The organism is Mycobacterium deserti (assembly GCF_025345615.1).
GTDB lineage: Bacteria > Actinomycetota > Actinomycetes > Mycobacteriales > Mycobacteriaceae > Mycobacterium > Mycobacterium deserti.
In genome coordinates this window covers 280347-299632 of record NZ_JAODWD010000003.1, presented here as the reverse complement: position 1 = coordinate 299632, position 19286 = coordinate 280347, and the positions used below count along the sequence as shown (strand labels likewise).

General features: G+C 65.3%; 16 protein-coding genes and 1 pseudogene. 3 read left to right on the top strand and 14 right to left on the bottom strand.

All coding sequences use genetic code 11. From position 1 onward, the window contains the following. Positions 1-12: 12 nt before the first annotated feature. The 8 genes from N4S67_RS12755 to N4S67_RS12720 all read right to left on the bottom strand — a co-directional run bounded on the left by N4S67_RS12755 (position 13) and on the right by N4S67_RS12720 (position 9899). Complete coding sequence (locus N4S67_RS12755; protein WP_260993343.1) at positions 13-1281, bottom strand: cytochrome P450; 1269 nt, start codon at positions 1279-1281, stop codon at positions 13-15. Further along, positions 1278-2531: a cytochrome P450 gene (locus tag N4S67_RS12750; protein WP_260993342.1), complete on the bottom strand. Its 1254-nt coding sequence runs from the start codon at positions 2529-2531 to the stop codon at positions 1278-1280. The genes N4S67_RS12755 and N4S67_RS12750 overlap by 4 nt, the downstream gene beginning before the upstream one ends. Before the next feature lie 11 nt (positions 2532-2542). Next, positions 2543-4024 (bottom strand): aldehyde dehydrogenase family protein, encoded by a 1482-nt coding sequence (locus N4S67_RS12745; RefSeq protein WP_260993341.1) that lies wholly within the window; start codon positions 4022-4024, stop codon positions 2543-2545. Then, a complete protein-coding gene (locus N4S67_RS12740) occupies positions 4017-4949 on the bottom strand; it encodes an SDR family oxidoreductase (RefSeq protein WP_260993340.1) in 933 nt (310 codons plus the stop codon). Before N4S67_RS12740 ends, N4S67_RS12745 begins: the two co-directional genes overlap by 8 nt. Continuing rightward, on the bottom strand, positions 4942-6072 hold the full coding sequence (locus tag N4S67_RS12735) for a spirocyclase AveC family protein (protein ID WP_260993339.1): 1131 nt from the start codon (positions 6070-6072) through the stop codon (positions 4942-4944). The genes N4S67_RS12740 and N4S67_RS12735 overlap by 8 nt, the downstream gene beginning before the upstream one ends. 1 nt (position 6073) lies before the next feature. After that, complete coding sequence (locus N4S67_RS12730) at positions 6074-7189, bottom strand: ABC transporter substrate-binding protein (protein WP_260993338.1); 1116 nt, start codon at positions 7187-7189, stop codon at positions 6074-6076. A gap of 60 nt (positions 7190-7249) precedes the next feature. Beyond that, positions 7250-8095, bottom strand: a complete 846-nt coding sequence (locus tag N4S67_RS12725) for a CbbQ/NirQ/NorQ/GpvN family protein (RefSeq protein ID WP_260993337.1) — start codon at positions 8093-8095, stop codon at positions 7250-7252. 103 nt (positions 8096-8198) lie between these two features. Next, a complete protein-coding gene (locus N4S67_RS12720; RefSeq protein WP_390893346.1) occupies positions 8199-9899 on the bottom strand; it encodes a nitric oxide reductase activation protein NorD in 1701 nt (566 codons plus the stop codon). Positions 9900-10012: 113 nt separating this feature from the next. Between N4S67_RS12720 and N4S67_RS12715 the strand changes: the two genes are divergently transcribed. Together N4S67_RS12715 and N4S67_RS12710 are read left to right on the top strand one after the other, a co-directional pair. Beyond that, positions 10013-10984 (top strand): SDR family NAD(P)-dependent oxidoreductase, encoded by a 972-nt coding sequence (locus N4S67_RS12715; RefSeq protein WP_260993335.1) that lies wholly within the window; start codon positions 10013-10015, stop codon positions 10982-10984. 156 nt (positions 10985-11140) lie between these two features. Next, complete coding sequence (locus N4S67_RS12710; RefSeq protein ID WP_260994021.1) at positions 11141-12430, top strand: TetR/AcrR family transcriptional regulator; 1290 nt, start codon at positions 11141-11143, stop codon at positions 12428-12430. Between the two features lie 19 nt (positions 12431-12449). Here N4S67_RS12710 and N4S67_RS12705 read toward each other — a convergent pair whose 3' ends face one another. Genes N4S67_RS12705 through N4S67_RS12695 form a run of 3 tightly spaced genes read right to left on the bottom strand, consistent with a single transcriptional unit; the run spans position 12450 to position 15726 of the window. Continuing rightward, positions 12450-13646: a cytochrome P450 gene (locus N4S67_RS12705; RefSeq protein WP_260993334.1), complete on the bottom strand. Its 1197-nt coding sequence runs from the start codon at positions 13644-13646 to the stop codon at positions 12450-12452. Then, the gene (locus N4S67_RS12700) at positions 13643-14761 is read right to left on the bottom strand and encodes an NAD(P)H-dependent amine dehydrogenase family protein (RefSeq protein ID WP_260993333.1); all 1119 of its coding nucleotides are present in this window, start codon (positions 14759-14761) and stop codon (positions 13643-13645) included. Before N4S67_RS12700 ends, N4S67_RS12705 begins: the two co-directional genes overlap by 4 nt. Next, positions 14758-15726 carry an LLM class flavin-dependent oxidoreductase gene (locus N4S67_RS12695; protein ID WP_260993332.1) on the bottom strand — a complete coding sequence of 323 codons (969 nt, stop codon included), beginning with the start codon at positions 15724-15726 and terminating at the stop codon, positions 14758-14760. Before N4S67_RS12695 ends, N4S67_RS12700 begins: the two co-directional genes overlap by 4 nt. Before the next feature lie 95 nt (positions 15727-15821). Here N4S67_RS12695 and N4S67_RS12690 point away from each other — a divergent pair. Beyond that, a pseudogene (locus N4S67_RS12690) lies at positions 15822-16118 on the top strand (dihydrodipicolinate reductase); the annotation flags it as partial. Here N4S67_RS12690 and N4S67_RS12685 read toward each other — a convergent pair. From N4S67_RS12685 to N4S67_RS12675, 3 genes are read right to left on the bottom strand one after another with little or no spacing between them, the layout of a single operon-like run. Beyond that, positions 16096-16581 (bottom strand): Rv2253/PknI dimerization domain-containing protein, encoded by a 486-nt coding sequence (locus N4S67_RS12685; RefSeq protein ID WP_260994020.1) that lies wholly within the window; start codon positions 16579-16581, stop codon positions 16096-16098. The pseudogene N4S67_RS12690 and the gene N4S67_RS12685 overlap by 23 nt on opposite strands. Beyond that, positions 16581-18140: an MCE family protein gene (locus N4S67_RS12680; protein ID WP_260993331.1), complete on the bottom strand. Its 1560-nt coding sequence runs from the start codon at positions 18138-18140 to the stop codon at positions 16581-16583. The genes N4S67_RS12685 and N4S67_RS12680 overlap by 1 nt, the downstream gene beginning before the upstream one ends. Then, a complete protein-coding gene (locus N4S67_RS12675; RefSeq protein ID WP_260994019.1) occupies positions 18140-19285 on the bottom strand; it encodes an MCE family protein in 1146 nt (381 codons plus the stop codon). The genes N4S67_RS12680 and N4S67_RS12675 overlap by 1 nt, the downstream gene beginning before the upstream one ends. Between the last annotated feature and the right edge of the window lies 1 nt (position 19286).

Sequence of the window (19286 nt, the reverse complement as noted above, 5' to 3'; positions counted from 1 at the left end):
TCCTTCTCGCGTCTAGGTGACCGGGGTGAATGTGATGTGCAGTTCGCTGAGTCCACGCATGATGAACGTCGGCTCGTAGGTGTAGTTGCGGTCGCCGGCCGGACCGTGGTGCTCGGCGGAGATCGCGATGTCGCGCATCCGGTCGAGGATCCTGTTCAGCGAGATCCGCCCCTCCGCGCGTGCGAGCGGCGCGCCGGGACAGGAATGCGCGCCCCGAATGAACGCGATCTGTTCGCGCACGTTCGGCCGGTCGGCCCGAAACGTGTTCGGATCGGCGAACTTCCGTTCGTCACGGTTACAAGCCCCCGGAAGCAGCATGACCGTGGTTCCAGCGGGCACCTCGACGTCACCGATCTTCGTCGTGGTACGCGCCATCCGGAAGTGGCATTTCACTGGGCTTTCCATCCGCAGCGTCTCCTCGAGGAACGCCGGTATTCTGCTGCGGTCATCGCGGAGTTCCTTCTCGGCTCCCGGGTTGTCGCCGATGAAACGGACCGCCGAACTGACCAGCTTGGTCGTCGTCTCCGTGCCCGCCGCGAACAGGAACGTCGACAGGTTCATGACGTCCTCGATTTCGGGGGTCGAGCCGTCTTCGTGTTTGGCCTGGGCCAGTTCGGTCAGCACATCCTCACGCGGTGAACGCCTTCGATCTTCGATGTAGCCGTAGAACTTCTCGTTGAGCCATTCCAGCGGGTTGTGCGATGTCGGCGCCTCTTTGCCCAGCTCCCCGACCGTCTCCAGCGCGAAGACCGATTTGAACTCCTCGTGGTCCTCGAGCGGAACCCCGAGCAGGTCCGCGATGACGAGCAGCGAAAACGGCTTTGCGTAGCCGGCCAGAAACTCGCAGGCGCCCGTGTCGATGAAGGTGTCGAGTTGCAGGTCGGCCAAACGCCACATGAAGTCCTCGTTCTCCTTCAGGCGCTTGGGAGTGATGAGTTTGTTCAGCAAGCCCCGAGTACGCGTGTGCAGAGGCGGATCCTGGGACGTGATGTGTTCGGCCATCGGAACAGCTCCGCGATGTTGCTCGATCAGCTCGGTGACGTCGTCGGTGTCACCGGGTCCGAAAGGCATGCCGGAGAACGGGCCTGCGACTGAGACGCATGACGAGAACGCGGGATCCTTGTACACGGCGAGCGCCTCGTCGTAGCCCGTGACGGCCAGCACGTTGAACGGCGTGGCATGGCCGACCGGGCACTTCGACCGCAGGTGGTCGAAGTAGGGATAGGGGTCCGGCACAAGGGCTTCGTCGGTGAAGAAGTCGACCGTCTCGAAGTCGGTCACTGATCACTCCCGGTTTCCGTCGGGCGAGCGGAACTCACCGCGTCAAACAGCACGGGAACCGAGGTCGGTGACCGAAACACCTGTCCCCTGATATGCGGGTCGTCGCCTTCTGGGTCGAGCCGCAGATTCGGCAGCCGGTCGAGCAGAAGGTTTACGGCCGTTCGCATCTCGAGGCGAGCGAGGTGCATGCCGAGACAGACGTGGACGCCGTGGCCCCACGCGAGGTTGCTCTTCTGCTGACGGAAGATGTCGAACTTGTCGGGATCGGGGAACCGGTCCTCCTGGTGCGTAGCCGATCCCAACATCGGCATCACGGTTGCGCCCGCGGGAATCGCCACCCCACCCAGGACGGTGTCCTTGGTGGCCACGCGCGTGATGGTCAGCAGCGGCGGCTCCCACCGCACACCCTCCTCGATGGCCTGCGGGAGCAACGAGCGGTCCGCGCGGATCGCGTCGAGTTGATCCGCGTTCGACAGCAGCGCCAAAAGCAGGCTGCCGAGCGACCGGTAGGTCGTCTCGACACCCGCAGGCAGCAGAAGTCGAAGGAACGAGAAGATCTCCTCGTCGGCGAGCTTCTCGCCGTCGATCTCGGCCGCCGCGAGCGCGCTGATCAAGTCGTCGCGCGGCTGGGCACGGCGTGCTTCGAGGATCGGGGCGAAGTAGTCGCACAGCGCAGCCGAGGCTGCAAGTCCCCGCTCGGGATTCATCAGCCAGCTCAACAGGGAGATCGACCAGCGCTGGAACTGCGGGTAGTCCTCTTCGGGCAGGCCGAGCAGCCCGGCGATGATCTGGCTCGGATAGTCGAAGGTGAACTCCTTGACCAGATCAGCCCTACCCTTGGACGCGAACTTGTCGATGAGGCCGTTGGCCACCCGGGCGACGAGCTCGTTTTCCCACCGCGCTAACGACTTCTGCGCGAAAGCCTTCGACACAAGGCCACGCAGCCGGCCGTGAATCGGCTCATCCATGCCCAGCATCACGTTCTCACCCAAGACTGGGCCGAAGGCTGCGATGACCGCGGCGGACGAGAATGTCTCGTTGTCGCGCAGCATCTGCTGGACGTCCTCGTGGCGATACACGATGAACATCGGTAGCGATTCCTCATGCGGCAACGCGCCGGAGGTTTCGAGTCGCTGCACCGGCTCCTCGCGGCGGATTCGCGCCAGCTCCGTGTACGGGTCCCGAACGTCGCCGGAGATCGCGTCGTCGAAAGCTCCGAAGTCCTCGAGGTCGTCGAATAGGTCTGACAAAGTCTGCTCCTTCAGCCGGCCGGGTAGGCCACGGATTTCACTTCGGTGTACTGGTCGAACCCGGCGGTGCCGTTCTGCCGTCCGACACCGCTGGCCTTGTATCCGCCGAATGGCGTGTCCGCGCCGTATCCGGCGGCGCCGTTGAGGCCGATGAACCCGGCCCGCAGTCGTCTGGCCACCGCCAGACCGTGCTCGATCGAACCGGCTATCACGTTGCCCGCCAACCCGTAGGGACTGTCGTTGGCGATGCGGACCGCGTCGTCCTCGTCGGTGTACGGGATGACGGTCAGCACAGGTCCGAAGATCTCCTCCTGCGCGATGGTCATCGAGTTGTCGACGTCGACGAAAAGCGTTGGTTTGACGAAGAATCCCTTGTCCAACCCGTCAGGCTGCTCCGGTCCGCCCACCAGTAGGCGAGCACCTTCGTCGACACCCTTGTCGATATAACCGCGGATGCGGCTGCGCTGCTTGTCGGAGATGACGGGTCCGCACAATGTGCCGGGGTCCTGCGGGTCCCCGGGCGCCTGCCCCTCGTAGATCCCCGTGAGGATCTCCACGCCCTCGTCGTAGCGCGACCGAGGTAGCAGCAGGCGGGTGGGGTTGGCGCAGCCCTGGCCGGCGTGCATGCAGGGGGCGATGCCCATCATGCAGCCCAACGCGAAGTCGGCGTCTTCGAGGACGATCGTCGCGGACTTGCCGCCGAGTTCGAGGAAGAGGCGCTTCATGGTCGCGGCGCCCTTCTCCATGATCCGCTGCCCGACGACGGTGGATCCGGTGAAGGAGATCAGGTCGACCTTTGGTGACAGCGTGAGCTCTTCGCCGACGAAATGGTCGGACGCCGTCACGACGTTCACGACACCGGGCGGGATGTCGGTCTTCTCGGCGATCAGTCGGCCCAGTCGGGTGGCGTTGTACGGGGTGTTCGGCGCCGGCTTGAGCACGACGGTATTTCCCGTACCGAGCGCCTGGCCGAGTTTCTGGATGGTGACCTCGAACGGGAAGTTCCACGGGACGATTGCGCCGACGACCCCTGCCGGTTCGCGCCACACCTTGCGGGTGGTGTTCATTCCGGTGACCGAGACCATCGCGTCGCCCAGCGAGGTCTCCCAAGGATATTCGTCGATCAGCTTGGCCGGATACCTCAGTCCGTCGGCCAGCGGCGCGTCCAACTGCGGCCCGTACGTGATCGCGCGGGGGCAGCCGACCTCCAGGATCAACTCCTCGCGCAACTCCTCCTGCTCGGATTCAATGGCCTCTTGCAGCTGCAGCAGGCAGCGCTGGCGGAACGCGTGATCGGTCGACCAGCTTGTCTCGTCGAACGTTCGGCGCGCGGCGTCGATCGCCCGGTGCATGTCGGCCTTCGACGCGTCGGCGACCTCGCCGAGCACTTCTTCTGTCGCCGGGTTGATGTTGGTGAAGGTGCCCGCCTCCCCGTCGACGAGCTTGCCGTCGATCATCATCCGTGTCTCGAATCGCACTGGGGTGTCAGCCATTCTCTTCGCTCTCCTGGATATTCGGGTCCGGCGCTCCCATGCTCGCGGCCGGCGTGCCGCCGAGGGCGCCGAACCGCGGGATGCCCATCATCAGGCGCGTCAGCGTGTGCATTCCAGCGCCGGGAAGCAACCTGTTGGCGATCATCAGCATTCGCGCATCAGGTCCCACGGATCGCCGGACGAACGGCTTGGTGCTCTCGAGCGCCTGTGCGAGGCCGCCAGCGAAGCGGTCCGGCGCCTTCGCGGCGCGCTTCATCGCCTCGCGACCCCGCTTGTCCATGGTGTGGTGATGGCGGGCATAGGGTCCGTCGAGGACACGGCTGTCCGTCGTGCCCGCGTCTGTGATGATCTCGGTGTCATAGGTGCCGGTCACAAGGATCGTGACGCCGATGCCGAACGGGGCGACCTCGCCGGCCATCGATTCCCCCCAGCGTTCCAGGGCGCCCTTCACGGCGGAATAGGGGGCGGTCGCGGGCATTCCGCGCACCCCACCCGCGCTCGAGACCATCACGATGCGCCCGCGGCCCGCGGCCCTCATCGACGGCAGCAGCGCCTTCGTCAACGCGACCGGCCCGAAGATGTTGGTGGCGAACATGCGCTCCCACAGGCTGACCGGAGCCTCCTCCACCATCCCGGCGGCGGAGATGCCCGCGTTGTGCACGAGGGCATAAGGAGCGCCGACGGCCTGCTCGACGGCCTTCGCCGCAGCGGCGACCGACGCCGGGTCGGTGAGGTCCAGCGTGACACCGGTCAGGCGCGCATCACCGGTACCGGCACCGGTCTTCGCCCGCAGCCTCGCCATGCCGGCATCGACGGACCGCATCGCCGCGACGACCTGCCAGCCCTGTCGATACAGGTGGGCGGCCGAGGCAAGGCCGAGCCCCCGTGACGCACCGGTGATGACGACGCTACGACTTTCAGTCATCGCCGGTCGCGCATCGATTGCTCTTCGAACCCAACTCGACATCCGGGCGACCATCCGGCAGACCTTGCTGCCAGGTCGACCACTTGCCGACCGAGTATGGTCCTTCGGCGCCGTTCTCCTCGTAATAGCCCTGCGGGTCATACACTTTGGCCTCGGGATACGGCCACGGGCAGGCGACCGACGTCGCCAGGCCGCTCGCCTTGATCGCCCAGAACCAGCCGCCGTAGGCGAAGTACGACACGTTGATGATCGCGAACATCACCAGGAACGTGCCGAGCACCGGCTTGGCGGGAAACAGCCTGGCCTTCGCGGCGAGCTTCTCGGCCATCGATTTTCCCGTGTCGTCGCGGTAGACGAGGATGGCCGCGGGGACCATCACGAACGTCACTGACAGCGACTCCCAGATGAGCGGAAATTGGAACGTAGTGCCGGGGAACAAGGTTCCGAACGGAATGGCCTGCGAGTAGATGTACAGCCCGGTGCGCACCAGGCTGATCTCAAGGATGGCGTCGAAGATGAAGCCGATCACCAGGACCAGCGCGCCCAGGCTCACCAGCGGATGCCTGCTGACGAAGGCTTCCGGGCCCCGCTTTGCCTGCATCTTGCGCAGGATCCAGATTGCCGGGAAGTACGGACCGAAGTAGAACAGCACGTAGCCGAACACGATGAAGGGTTCGACGGTCGGCGACATCATGATCAGCGGCCATGATTCCGGCCAGTGCAGCAGCATCGGGTTGTACACCGCGTAGGGCGACCAGTTCATGATCGGGTCCTGCCACACGATCAGCGTGGTGACCAGGACCATCAGCAGCACGGGGCTGCCGGGATTCTTCCGCCAGCCGCGGATGAAGGCGACGGTGAACACCACGACGATGATCACCGCACCCACCTGCGGGATGATCTGCCACTGGTCGAAGGAGGTCAGGAACTCGACCGGACGGGGCCGGCCTTCGACGTTCGGATTGGCCACCCGGGGATCGACGTCCGTCCGCCCGACCGCGACGAACAGACCGAGGAAGCCAAGCCAGGCGAGCAGGGATACGACCCGGCCCCAGTTCGGGCGTTTCGCAACGGCGCCAGGTGATTCCGGCTTGGTCTCGAGCGATCTCGGTTCCGCGGTCATGTCATTCCTCCCCGAACCGGTCGACCAGATGAGAGTTGACGCCGTCGGCGTCGAGCGTGCGAGCCACCAGATACCCCGACCCCATCCACGCGCGGCGCGTCCACTTGCCGAGCGACACACGCGTTCCCGGCGCCCCGGACGCGGCGGGCATCATCTTGACCCGCTCGAGGGCCTCTTTCACGCCACGCGGGCTCAGTGGGTGGGCATCGGTGAAGGCGCGCACCAGGGTCGCGGCGACGTCGCGGTTCACCACTGTGACGCAGAACTCCGGCCGGCTGCCGTCGTACTTCGCGGCGTAACGGTCCAGGAAGTCCTGCCCGATGGGGTTCTGCTCGTCGTACTGGTCCACCCCGACCCAGCCCATGAACGCCTGCCACATGATCGGGTTGACCCACGCGTTCTGGAACGCGGTGGTGGTGAACCGGGGCGGGTCCCAATCAAGCTCTGCCAGAGCCGGATTCACGAACACGATGCCGAATCCGAAACCGAGGTGCATGATCGCCTGGGCCTTCGCTTCGTGCAGTGTTCGCACCGCCTGGTTGGTGTCCTGGGCCGTCTGCGCGATCTCCACCTCGGCGACGATCCGGAGTCCCTTGCGCCGACACGCGGTCCGCAGGTTCTTCAGATAGCTCTCTCCGATGAGGCTCTGCTCGACCAGGACACCGATCTCGGTGAGGCCGCGCTTGGCGGCAAGGTCGGCGAGGAAGATCGGCTCGTCGGTCATCGACCCCTGAGGGAAGGCGAATGTCCACTCGCCCAGCCAGTCGTCGGTGCCGGTGACGCTTATCGCCGGGACCTTGAACCGCTCCTCGATCGCCTCACGTACCGGCACGCAGTTGTCAGTGATGTTGGGCCCGAACACCACGAGGCAGCCCTCGTCGACGAGCTCACCGTAGGCATCGATGACCGCCTTCACCGAACCCTTCGGAAGTCCCTCGACTTCGCGGTAGATCATCCGGACCGGCCGGTCCATCAGGCCCTGTTCAACAGCCTCTTCGAAGATCAGGTCGAAGCACCTGGTGAAGGACGCTAGCAGCTCCTCGGGAAAGCCCGGGGGCAACGTGAAGTCCATCAGGTAGCCGACCTTGATGGGCTCGGCCGTGCTCTCGTAGGACATTCGACCTCCACCTCAGTGACCTAATATTTGTTCAGACCATAGCGGGACCACTCCGCACGGTCAATCGAAGTCGGACACGCCCAAGTAGACGTCGATCATCTCGTTCAGACCCCGCCCCACTGACGCGTCGTCGGTGAGCGGCCCGGCGATCGCGGCTCTGGCGGCATCGCGCACGGCCAGACCCTCGGCGATGAGTCGTCCCGCCGCGATGAGCACCCGCGTCGATGCGACCTCACGCAACCCCCCGGTCTCCAGGCGCCGGATCGCCTGACCGAACTTGACGAGCTCGACGGCCGTTGCGTGGTCCACCCCCGACTCGTGAGCGACAATGCCTTCCTCGATCTCGGCTGTCGGGAAAGTGAATTCGATGGCGACCATCCGTTGCCGCGTCGAGTCCTTGAGGTCTTTCAGCACGCTCTGGTAACCGGGGTTGTACGACACCACGAGGCCGAAGCCCGGCGCCGCGTCAAGGGTGATGCCCAGCCGCTCGATCGGCAGTTGCCGTCGATAGTCGGCGAGCGGGTGCAGCACCACCGTGGTGTCCTGACGCGCTTCGACGACCTCGTCGAGGTAACAGATCGCCCCCTCCCGCACCGCGCGGGTCAGCGGCCCGTCCACCCATACGGTCTCGTCGCCCTTGAGCAGGTATCGACCGACCAGATCGGCAGTGGTGAGATCGTCGTGGCAAGCCACCGTGATCAGCGGTCGGCCGAGGTCGTGTGCCATCGCCTCGACGAAGCGGGTCTTCCCGCAACCGGTCGGCCCCTTGAGGACCAGCGACAAACCTTGCCGGTATGCGGCCTTGAACACGGCCTCCTCGTTGCCCACCTGCCGGTAGTACGGGCGTGCGGGATCGGCCTGTGGCATCACGTCATTCTGGTACGCAAGCCCGGGCTCGGTGCCCATGGCGCCCCTTTCGTCTCCGCGTCGTTGCGGGTGATTGCAGAGCCTAGCCGGAACAGATGTTTGTTTTCAAGTGTCGGCTCTCGTCGCTGACGCACCGGCCATGTCACGAGACGCGCCGCCGCACTTCCCCGGATCGGATGGCTGAGCGGAACAGCGGGCCGATGATGCTCGGCGCCTGGTCAGGTCGCGCGATGGTGGCGTGTGCCGCGCTTCCGAAGACCTTCTTCAGTGTGCCCACGTCGGTTCCGGCCCCAACGGTCAGACATACGCAACCGATTCCGCGGCGGCGCGCTTCGGTCAGCGCGCGACGGGCATCGGCGGCGCCGTAGGCACGCTCGTAGCCGTGGTCGTACGCCATGCCGTCGGACACCACGACCAGTAGGCGCCGCGACGTTCCACCGCGCTGTTCCAGGACCGCCGATCCGTGGCGAATGGCCGCGCCGAGGCGCGAGTACGCCCCAGGCTCGAGACTGTTCAACCGTCGCATCACCCGCGTATCGAGATGATCGTCGAATCGCTTGACCGGCAACATGTTCACAGCGCTCCGCCCTTGCGAGTTGTACGCATACAGCGCGACGCGATCACCCAGGTCGTGCAGCGCGACGGTGAGGTCGGCGATCACCGCTCGTTGCTGCTGGTGCACCGTGCGTCCCACCGTTCCCGGTTCCGCGGCCGACCCGGACACATCGAGCAGAAGGAGTACCGACAAGTCGCGACGGCGCCGCAGACTGTCGAGGTAGACCGCCTCATCGGGCACCGACCCGGCCCTGACTTCGACCCGGGCCTCGACTGCCGCATCGATGTCGATGTCGTCACCCTGAGATTGCCGGCGCCGGCGATGCAGACCCATGCCCAGACGGGCCAGCGGGCGCCGGACACCGATCGCAGCGTCGATGGCATCGGCGGCGGACGCCTTGACCTGCGGGTCGGCCTCGCGCACGGTGCACCAGTCGGCCCGGTAGCTCTTGCTGTCGGCGTCCCACTCCGGGTAGGTGAATCCGTGCGCCCTGATGTCGGCCACGTTCTCGACCGCTGCTGTGGCCGTCGACGACACCGCGAACGCCCCGCGATCACCGGAGTTCGTACGGTGGGTGGGCGAATCGGCACCCGGCGGTCCGCCGCCGCTGCCGCCCGACTTGCGGGCCGACGACAACATCTTCTTCAACCACTTGCCGATGAACCCGCCGCCACCGACGGGGCTGGTGAACAGATCGGGATCGTCGCCGTCGTCGACCTCGCCGTCATCGAGTTCCTCGAGTGCCTGCTCGCTATCGCGCCGCGGGATGTGACCCGCCGCGTGAGCCACCTGTTCAGCAGCCCGGTCGGCGGCGGCCATCAACTTCTTGGCGCGAATGACGCCGAATGCCAACGGCGGATCGGTCAGAGTGTCCCTGCTCGACGCAATGGCCAACGACGATCCAGGAGAGTGGCTGCGACAGGCCACGTCAGGATCGGTCAGCGAGCTCAACGCCGCGGGCAACACCTCACTGTTGGTGGCGAGAGCGCGGTGTCCCTCCACGGCCAGATAACGCCTGGCCACCCGCGGATGCCGAAGCAGGGCGCCGACGACTTCCGGGGTCAGGCTGTCCGCCGCGATCATTGACGCGTGCACCGCGACCGATTCCAGATTCCGGCGCGGGCTCGCGGCGGGATCGACGAACACCGTCTGCCCATCGGTCCACGACGGCTGGCCTGGATCGAGCGCCGCCACCGCAAGGGGCCGACCGGCGATGGCGGAGGCCAACAGGCCGAGCGACTGCAGGCGCTCGTTTGACACGGCCACCTCCGCGAATTCGTTGACCAAATATCTGTTCCACCGTAGAGTCCGGTCGTACCGGAGTCAATCGAAGTGGTCTCCGGCGATAGAAGTGATTGCCCGGCCGCCGGCACTGGCGTCGACTTCGCAAGGGGTGCATCGTGATCGACTTCGAAGGTCAAGTCGCGATCGTGACGGGGGCGGGTCGCGGCTTGGGTCGGCTGTATGCCCTCGACCTCGCTCGCCGGGGCGCGGCCGTGGTGGTGAACGATCTCGGCGGCACCATGCGCGGCGAAGGCGCGGACGCCACCGTCGCGGATCAGGTCGTCGACGAGATCACTCGAGCGGGGGGACGGGCGCTCGCGTCGCATCACTCGGTGGCCAGTCCCGAGGGTGGCCAGGCCATCGTCGACGCCGCGGTGGATAGCTTCGGACGGCTGGACGCCGTCGTCAGCAACGCCGGCATCTTCAACGCCATTCCGTTCCAGGCGCTCTCTGCCGACGACTGGCGCCGCATGCTGCAGGTGCACCTCGATGGTGGCTTCTACCTGAGCCAGCCCGCTTATCGGGTGATGGCGCAACAGGGCGGCTACGGCCGCTTCGTATTCATCTCATCCTCGGCGGGCAACTTCGGCCAGCCGATGGAGGCGCACTACGCGGCCGCCAAGACGGGCCTGGTCGGGCTGTCCAACGTCATCGCGATCGAGGGCGCCGCGCACGGGATACTGTCGAATACCGTTCTGCCCACGGGCTTCTCGCGAATGGTTACCGAGACGGTCGGCGACCAAAACTTCCTCGAGAAATCAGGCTTCATGCGCGCCATCCGGGCCGAGCTGGTGGTACCGCTCGTCACGTTCCTCGCAAGCCGTGCCTGCCCGGTCACCCATTGCAACTACTCGGCGTGCGCGGGCCGCTATGCCCGGGTGTTCGTCGGCCTCGGTGCGGGCTGGTTGGCCGACGCCGCGACGCAACCGACCGCCGAAACCATCGCTGAGCATTTCGACGACATCTCGGCGACCGACATGTTCATCGTGCCAGAGTCGATCGTCGACGAAGTCCTCGAGGTCTGCGACCGTCTAGGCATCAGCGCAATGCCGGACAACGCAGAAGTCGCCTTCCCGACGCCCCGATGAGAGCGGGCGTGGTTCGCGGCGTTCCCCCAGGAGGAGCGCCGGTCGGTAGGATCGCCTGCAGTTGTCGAAGCCGAGGACGCCAGGAGAGGTACGCAATCAGCGATGGCCGATGCCGACGCCGTGAGGCGCAGTTCGAGAAGCGCGCGGCCCGGCGCCATGAAGGGGCAGCGTGCTGCCAAGCTCACCGCGGTTACCGACCGACCGGCTGCCGACGCGACGCGTCGCACTGAGATCCTCAAGACCGCGAACTCGGTCATCGCGACCAGTGGTCTGCGGACGTCGCTGCAACAGATCGCCGACGCGGCGGGCATCCTCGCAGGCAGCCTCTATCACCACTTCGACTCCAAGGAAGCGATTCTCGTCGAGCTGATCAGGCGCTACCACGCTGACCTGGACCGCGTCGGCGACTTGGCGCTCAAGCGTCTCGACGAGCCGGACCCCCGACCCGTCGCCGAGCAGATCACCGACCTCGGGTGCGAGATCGCTCGCTGTGCGGTGGAGCACCGGGCCGCGCTGCAGATGTCGTTCTACGAGGGACCGAGCTCAGACCCCGAGCTGATCGAACTGACCCAGCGCCCGCCGTCGACCATCCAGACGGCGATGCTGCAGGCGCTTCGGGCCGGCCGCTGGAGCGGCTACATCCGACCCGATCTGGACCTGCCCACACTGGCCGACCGGGTATGCCAGAGCATGTTGCACGTCGGCCTCGACGTGATCCGGCACAAGGCTTCGGCAGACGAACTGGCCACGTTGAAAAGCCACATCGCCCTCGACGGCCTCGCGATCGACGTCCCTTCGGATACAGACCTGGACAAGTCGAACGCTTTCGCGGCCGCTGAGAACGTGATCCAGAGCTGGGTCGACACCGAGGACGACAGCGACCTCAAAGCGGCGCACGTGCGAGCAGTCGCCCGCGCCGAGTTCGGCCGCCGCGGCTACGAGATGACGACCATCCGGGATATCGCGTCGGCCGCCGGACTGGGCACCGGCACGGTGTACCGCGTCATCGGCTCCAAAGACGAATTGTTGATGTCGATCATGTTGGAATTCGGCCACAAGGTCGGCGGCGCGTGGACGGACATTGTGCGTGCGGATGCCACCACGATCGAGAAGCTCGACGCGTTGAGCTGGCTGAACATCAACGCGCTCGACCAGTTCCCGGACGAGTTCCGGATTCAGCTGGCCTGGCTGCGTCACACGCCCCCGGATACCTCGAACCCCGCATGGTCGTTCACAACGCGGATCCGGCAGATGAAATCCCTTCTGTCCGAGGGTATCCGCGCCGGCGAAATTCGGAACGACAGTCCTGCCGCCGACATGCTGGCCCGCTGCATCATCGGTGAGCAGTGGATCCCCGAGAACATCCTGCAGCAGATCGGCACCCGCAACGCTCTGATACTTGCCCGTGACACCACCTTGCGCGGCATCAGCGTCCGCGCGCCGTGACGTCGAAATCACCCAGCGCTCAGCGCACCACGATCGGCAGCGCGCCCCACCCGCGCACACTCGAGGTGTGCGCCATGGCGGCGTTCTCGTAATCGACCTCCCACTCCGGCCACCGTTGGAGCATCTCCTCGAGGGCGACCCTTGCCTGCATGCGGGCCAGCGACGAGCCGAGACAGAAATGCAACCCCTGGCCGAACGACAGGTGGGGTCCGCTGCGATGGATGTCGAAGCTCTCACCGTCCGGGTAGCGGCGCTCGTCGCGGTTGGCCGAACCATTGAGCAACAACATCACTGAACCTTCGGCGATCGTCTGCCCGTGACATTCGGTAGTGCGAGCGACGTAGCGCGCCTGTACCGGCGACGGCGCCTGAAACCTCAGGACTTCCTCGACAGCCCCCGGGATCAACGAGAAGTCGTCGACGAGTTCGCGACGCTGATCGGGATGTTCGGCGAGAAGTTGGGCGATGAAGCCGATCAGCCGGGTGGTCGTTTCGTTGCCCGCGCCGGCGATCATGCTGGTGTAGGTCAGCACCTCGACGCGCGTCAGCGGTCGGAGTTCTCCGTCGTCTTCGACCTCAGCATTGAGCAGTTGCGTCATCAAGTCGTCCGACGGATGGTCAGCCCGCCACTCGATGTACTCCGCGAAGAGTTCATACGCGTTCTCGAACGTTGCCGCCGACACGGACTGAAAGCTGCCGTCTTTGAGACCGATCGCGGCATCCGTGTTGTCCCGAATCTGCTGTTGGCCCTGCTCCGGTATGCCCAGCAGGTAGCCGATCGTCCGCATCGGAATCAGCGCTCCGAAGTCGCTGATGACGTCGAATCGTGAGGCACCGGCCAGCGAATCGAGCGCGCGGACGCAGAACTGACGGGTCAACGGTTCGATGGCGTCAATCCGTCGCGGCGTGAACACCTTTGACAACACTTTCCGGTGGATGTCGTGCAGCGGCGGATCTTCGAACAGGATGACACCGGGCGGCACCTCGACCCCGCTCATGATGACGTCCATCGTGGTCCCACGGCCCGACCGGAAAGTGTCCCAGTTGTGGAGCTCGCGCGCGACGTCGTCGTAGCGGCTCAGCGCATAGAAATCGTATTTTTCGTTGTGATAGAGCGGAGCTTCGTCGCGCATCCGTCGCCAGATCGGATACGGATCATTGTCGATCTCGAAGTCGAAGGGGTCGTAGTACAGATCGGTCGAGTTGGCGCCGGTCATTCGTCGTCTCCCTCAGTCCGGTCATCGAATACGTAGCGTGGCAGTGTGTTCGGCATATCGAGTGAGCTCAACAGGCCAGCGGGCGCGTCGACCACGTAGGGAATGGCGTTGACTACCCGCATCGCGGTGGCGGCCATGGCGGCGTGGCCGGCACCATGCCCTTCGGAAGCGCCTACGTTCATGGCGCAGTGGATGTCGGGCTCACCGTCGATGTCGACGCGGTAGCTGGCGTCGAATTCGGATGTCAACCAATCCGGCGCTACGTCGCGGGCCATCCGGATGATGTGCTCAACGACAATGGCTTCCCTGCCGTTGACCAGCCCGGCGGCCCTAGTGGACACCGCACCGCATGTGCCCGCTTTCACCGTGCCGAAGGCCACCTCGATGTCTCGATCCGTGACGCGCCGGTCGAGCGTGCCACGGACCTCCTCGACCTCCACTCCGAGGCCCGTCGCGATGAGATGAATCGGTGCCCGCCAGGCCATCTCGATGAAACCCGGTGTCTTCAACAAGGGTTCGAAGTCGAGCAGGCGCCCGAAGCCCATGCCGTTCATCATGACGTCGGCCACCGGATAGTGGTCGTTGAGCGCGACCTCGGTGACTTTGAGGCATCGGATTGTCTTCGACTGCGTCGACAGCAATAAAGCGAGCTGGTCAGAGCCGAAGCCGGGGAAGATGCCGGACGCGTAGAAGGACGCGTTCCCCGCACGGGCCGCGGCCGCCATCTGATCACGCCATTCGGGCGAGTAGTACGCAGGCGGATAGACCAGACTCGTCGACGACGTCGATACGACATTGATGCCTGCCGTCAGCAATCGCAGGTAATCAGGCACCGCGCCGGCATCCCGATCAGGTCCGCTCGCGGAGTACACGACGCAATCGGGCCGCAGCGCGATCAGCGCGCCGGCGTCGTCGGTGGCACGCACGCCGAGCGGGTCGCCGCCCGCCAGCTCGCCCGCGTCCTTGCCGATCTTGTCCTTGGAGTGCACCCACACTCCGACCAGTTCAAGGTCCGGTCTGCGCCGAACCGCGTCGATGGCGATGGATCCGACTCCCCCGGTCGCCCAGACCACAATCCGCATCGGAGTTGTCACGTGATCCTCCTGTCGGTTCATGCCCGCTCCGTCGCCATGACGGCTCGTTCGAGGTAGGGCCACGCCAGATCCGGCGGGATGCCGCCGCACAGCGGAAGGAGCGGCAACGGTCGCCCGGCGCGGATGTAGGCGGCGGCCTCCGGAATCGTGAGAATCCGGTAGGGACCTTGAGATTGGCGCATCGCGCCCACGCTGTCGGCCCGGGAGATGCTGGCCACCGAGTCCTCACCGTGCCGGTACGACGCGGCAGTGACGGCATCGTGAAGCAGGTAAGGGCCGAGCTCGTCCCATGCCGCGTCGATGTTGTCGGCGACGAAGACCGCCGTCGGCACACCCGCCGCCGGAAATTGCGTCACGCCCGGTTCGTGACCGTTGGCTCGGCACTCGGACTCGTAGAACTCTTTCAGTCCCGGCGATTCGGTCTGCGAGATGAACCCAAGCCCGTACTTTGCGGCCCTCCGGGCCGCCGCTTTGGTACCTCCCGCGACGAACATCGGCGGACCGCCAGCCGTCGCGGGCTCGGGGGTCACATGGATACGACGCCCGCTGCATTCCACCGGCCGACCCCGCAGAAGACGCCGCAGCAGCGCCAGCGCCTCGTCCGCACGTTCGCCCCGCTTGCTCAAGGCGACACCGAAGTGGTCGTATTCCTCAGCGCGGTGGCCGATTCCGAAGGCGTAGGAGACCCGCCCCTTACTGATGATGTCGAGGACACTGATCTCCTCGGCAAGACGCACCGGATCCCACAACGTGATCGGCACCGCCGCCAACAGAATGGCCAGGTGCGTGGTCCGCGCGGCGATCGCAGAGGCGAGAATCTGCGGCGCCGGAAGATGCGCATCGTCGGTCGCATGATGCTCGGAGAGCACCGCGACGACGGCGCCGCGCGTTTCCGCCCACTCGCACATGTCGAGCGTCGCCGCGTAGAGATCGGTCGGTGGAGCACCGAAGTGCGGTGCGCGCATGTCGAAGCGCAACGTGAACATCAGCGCCGACGCGCAGTCGAAGTGGTCACGACGACGGACTCTAACCTAAATTTTGTTCCGTGCGCACGATAATAGTGATTACTATTCTCAAGCCGGTATCCGCACTAGCGCATGTGGCACCCGAGTGGCCCACACTGCCGGGCGCTCTCGGCTACCGCGTCGTGATCACCGGCCAGCCGGACATCGACTGCACGATGTCGGCGACACTGTGTGATCGCAAGGAGGCCGGCATCGAGAGTCTGACGTCAGGGGCGGGGGCGATGGTCGCGACCGCGATGCGAGTCGTGACCGCGGTTCCGTATGTGGTTGCTGCGCAACCGGGTCTGCTCAGCTTGGTCGATCTGCCGCCGACGATTCCGCACGGCGCGTTCAGCTCACCCGGGTCAGTTTGAAGGGCATTTCGACGTCGAGTACCTTGTTGAACCCGCAGGCGCCGCTCGGCCCTTCGGTTTTGTCCCAACCGATATACTGATTCTTGTCCTGGGGGTAGCCGTGCCAGAACACCCACGCCTGCTTTCCCGGATATGCGGTGCCGTCGGCACAGGGTTCCCAATTCTCAACCGTGCGACCGGTTTTCCATCGACCGCTCATGTAAATCAAATCTGCGCTCCAGCCTTGGTCGCTGGAGACCCTGCCGGTGCAGTCCTGGAACGTCCGGCACGTCGATGTGATCGTCCACCTCTGAGTGACGCTTCTCTCGATGTGATAGGAGTCGTTGGTTCTCGCCCACTGGCCGTCGGAGAATGCGGTGAACGTGCCGTTGATCGCCACGTCGTCTTGCGCATCCGCGCGCGGCGCCACGGACACCGCCAGACCGATCGCCACGGCGACGCTGCACAGCGCCCGCGCGGACATCACGGTGCTGCCTTGAAGATCAACTCTTGCCATGTCGTCGGCGGGTCGACGAGGTCCGTCTGCTGACCGACCGTGCCGTCGGGTGCCGAATACTGGCCGCTTTGTGGATCGTAGTGGGCAACCGCCACCGATGGGCCGGGCGCGGATCCGGTGCCATGGAATGCGTTCGGGGTCGCAGGTGCCGCGCCCGACGAGTCGGGTGGTGGTGTTGCGACGGGCGGTGGAGGGACAACCGGGGGCATTCCCGCCGGAGGCGGCGGAGTCCCCTCAGCGGGCGCGAAGATGTTGTCCTGGTAGTTGACCCGATCATCGGGTGGGATGCCCTGCGCGATGAGGTTCGGATCGATCGGGTACGGGCCGAGAGTATGCTGCCGCATCGCGAGCGGCTGATAGGGCTTGTCGCTATAACATTGCTCGGCCGTCGGGGCACGCTTGCCGGGCACACCCATACACGGCGCGTTGCGCGCGCCACGCACGACGATCGGTGAGTCCTGCGGCAGCTTGCAGTACAACCCGTCGGGAGTATCGATGGTGGTCAGGTCCGCTGGGCTTCGCCATTGCGACGGCGGCAGGAAACCAACCGTGCAGGGGTTGGGGTCGGCGATCTGAATCCGGAAGTCGCCCAGCGGGATACCCGTCGGGTTGTTCTCGGGAGCCGAGGACAGGATGTTGGCGACGAATGGCGGCAGCAGTACCAGCACCTGTTCGAGCGACGGGCGGTACGTCACCGCGACCTGACCGAGCGTGGTCATGTTGGCCAGCAACACCGGAAGGGTCGGTCTGATCTGGGTGAGTAGTCGCGACACCTCGTCTGCTGCAGCGGGTCCCCGCTGCAGCAGATTCCTCACCTGCGCGTCGTTGTCCACGACCTGGCCCGTGATGCCTGCCAGACTTCGTGCCCATAACCGCAACGCGTCGGTGGTCTGCGCCTGCGAATCGAGAAGGGGCCCGGAGTCCTCGATGAGTTGGGCTGAACGGTCGGCCTCCCGGTTGAGGTCACCGGAAATCGTCGCCGACGAGTCGATTAGCGAGCCGATGTCGTATCCGGATCCGCCGAACGCCGCGTGGGACTCGTCGATCAATTGGCGAAGTGTGTCCTTGGGGATGGTCTCGAGCAGGTTGCTGAGCTGGCCGACCATCGGGCTGACCGGTTGTGGGAGCTTCGTATCGGCGGCCGGGATCACCGACCCGTCCTGCAGATACGGCCCGGAGTCCGTGCGCGGCAACAGTTCCACATACTGCTCTCCGACCGCAGACACGCTGCGCACCTCGGCTTGTAGGTCTGCCGGAATCTTCGGTGAGGTGTCCAGCCGCAGCGTCGCCGTCGCCTGGCTGCGTGACACGTCCATTTCGATCACCTTGCCCACCTGCACCCCCCGGTAAGTGACGTTGGCGAAACGGTACAGACCGCCCGACGCGGGAAGCTCGAGCGTCACGGTGATCTTGCCGATCCCGAGCAGCGTCGGCACTTGCATATACCCGAACACCATCACCAGAACGCCGACAACGGACGCGATCGCGAAGATCACGAGCTGGATTCGGACGAAGCGGGGCAGCATCAGCCGCCACCTCCCGGATCCCACGGCGCGGGAGCGGCATTCGGAATCGGACCGAACGGTGGCGAGGTGCCCACGCCCATCGGGAATTTGGTGTAGTAAGCGTCATAGCCCGGGTCGCCTGGTGCTGGGATCAACGACGCGCGGTCTTGTCCCAAGCGGGTGCCGAGCAGCAGCCCTCGTTTCATCCGGGGATTCGTGAGATCAACGGTGACGAACAGATTCACGTAATCTCCGCGCACACCCCTGTCGATGAGGTTCTGGGTGAGCGGGAAAGTGGGTAAGTACGCGATTGCGTTGTCGATCTGGGGGCCGACGTCGGCGAGCGCACGCATCGTCGGCTCGAGGTTCTGCAGGTTCTTCACCAGGTCCGCCTGCGTGTCGTTGACCAGGCCGGAGACGGTGTCGCTGAACATGCCAAGCTTTTCCAGCGCCGTCGTTATCCTCGGCCGCTCCCGCAGCAGGACGTCCAGCGCGGGCGGAATCTTGTTCAACGCCCTGGTGAGCACTTCCTGCTGGCTGGCCAGGCGCTGCGAGAAACGGTTCAATTCGTCGATCGTCGCGAGGATGTTGTCACGTTGCTGATAGAGCGTGCCTACGAAGGTGTCCAGCCGGGTGATCAAGCTGCGCACGGCCTCCCGGCGTCCCGACAGTGCGATGTTGAAGTTGTGAACGATTTCTCCGACCTGCCCTAGTCCCCCGCCGTTGACGACGGCCGCCAGTGACGACAGCGTCTGTTCGGTGGACGGGTAGGTCGACGAATTGTTCAGTCCGATGGTCGCGCCGCGGCGCAGGCGGCCCCTCGGCGCCTCGCCGGGCAGCGGGTCGAGCGCGACGTGCATCGACCCCAACAGTGAGGTCTGCCCGACCGTCGCCACCGCGTTGGCCGGCACTGCCACCTCCGGCTTCACCGAAACCTCGAGGTCGACGTGCCAGCCGTGCAAAGTCATCTTCCCGACGCTGCCGACCACGACATCGTCGATCATCACCGGCGAATTCGGCTCGAGTGTGCCGACATTCGCGAGCTCGACGTGATAGACGCTTGCATCGGTGCCACGTCCCACCGCACCGGGCAGCGGTAAGGAGTTCACCCCCTGGAACGAACATCCGGTCAGGGTCAGCAGGGCGCAGCAGGCACCGGCCGCCATC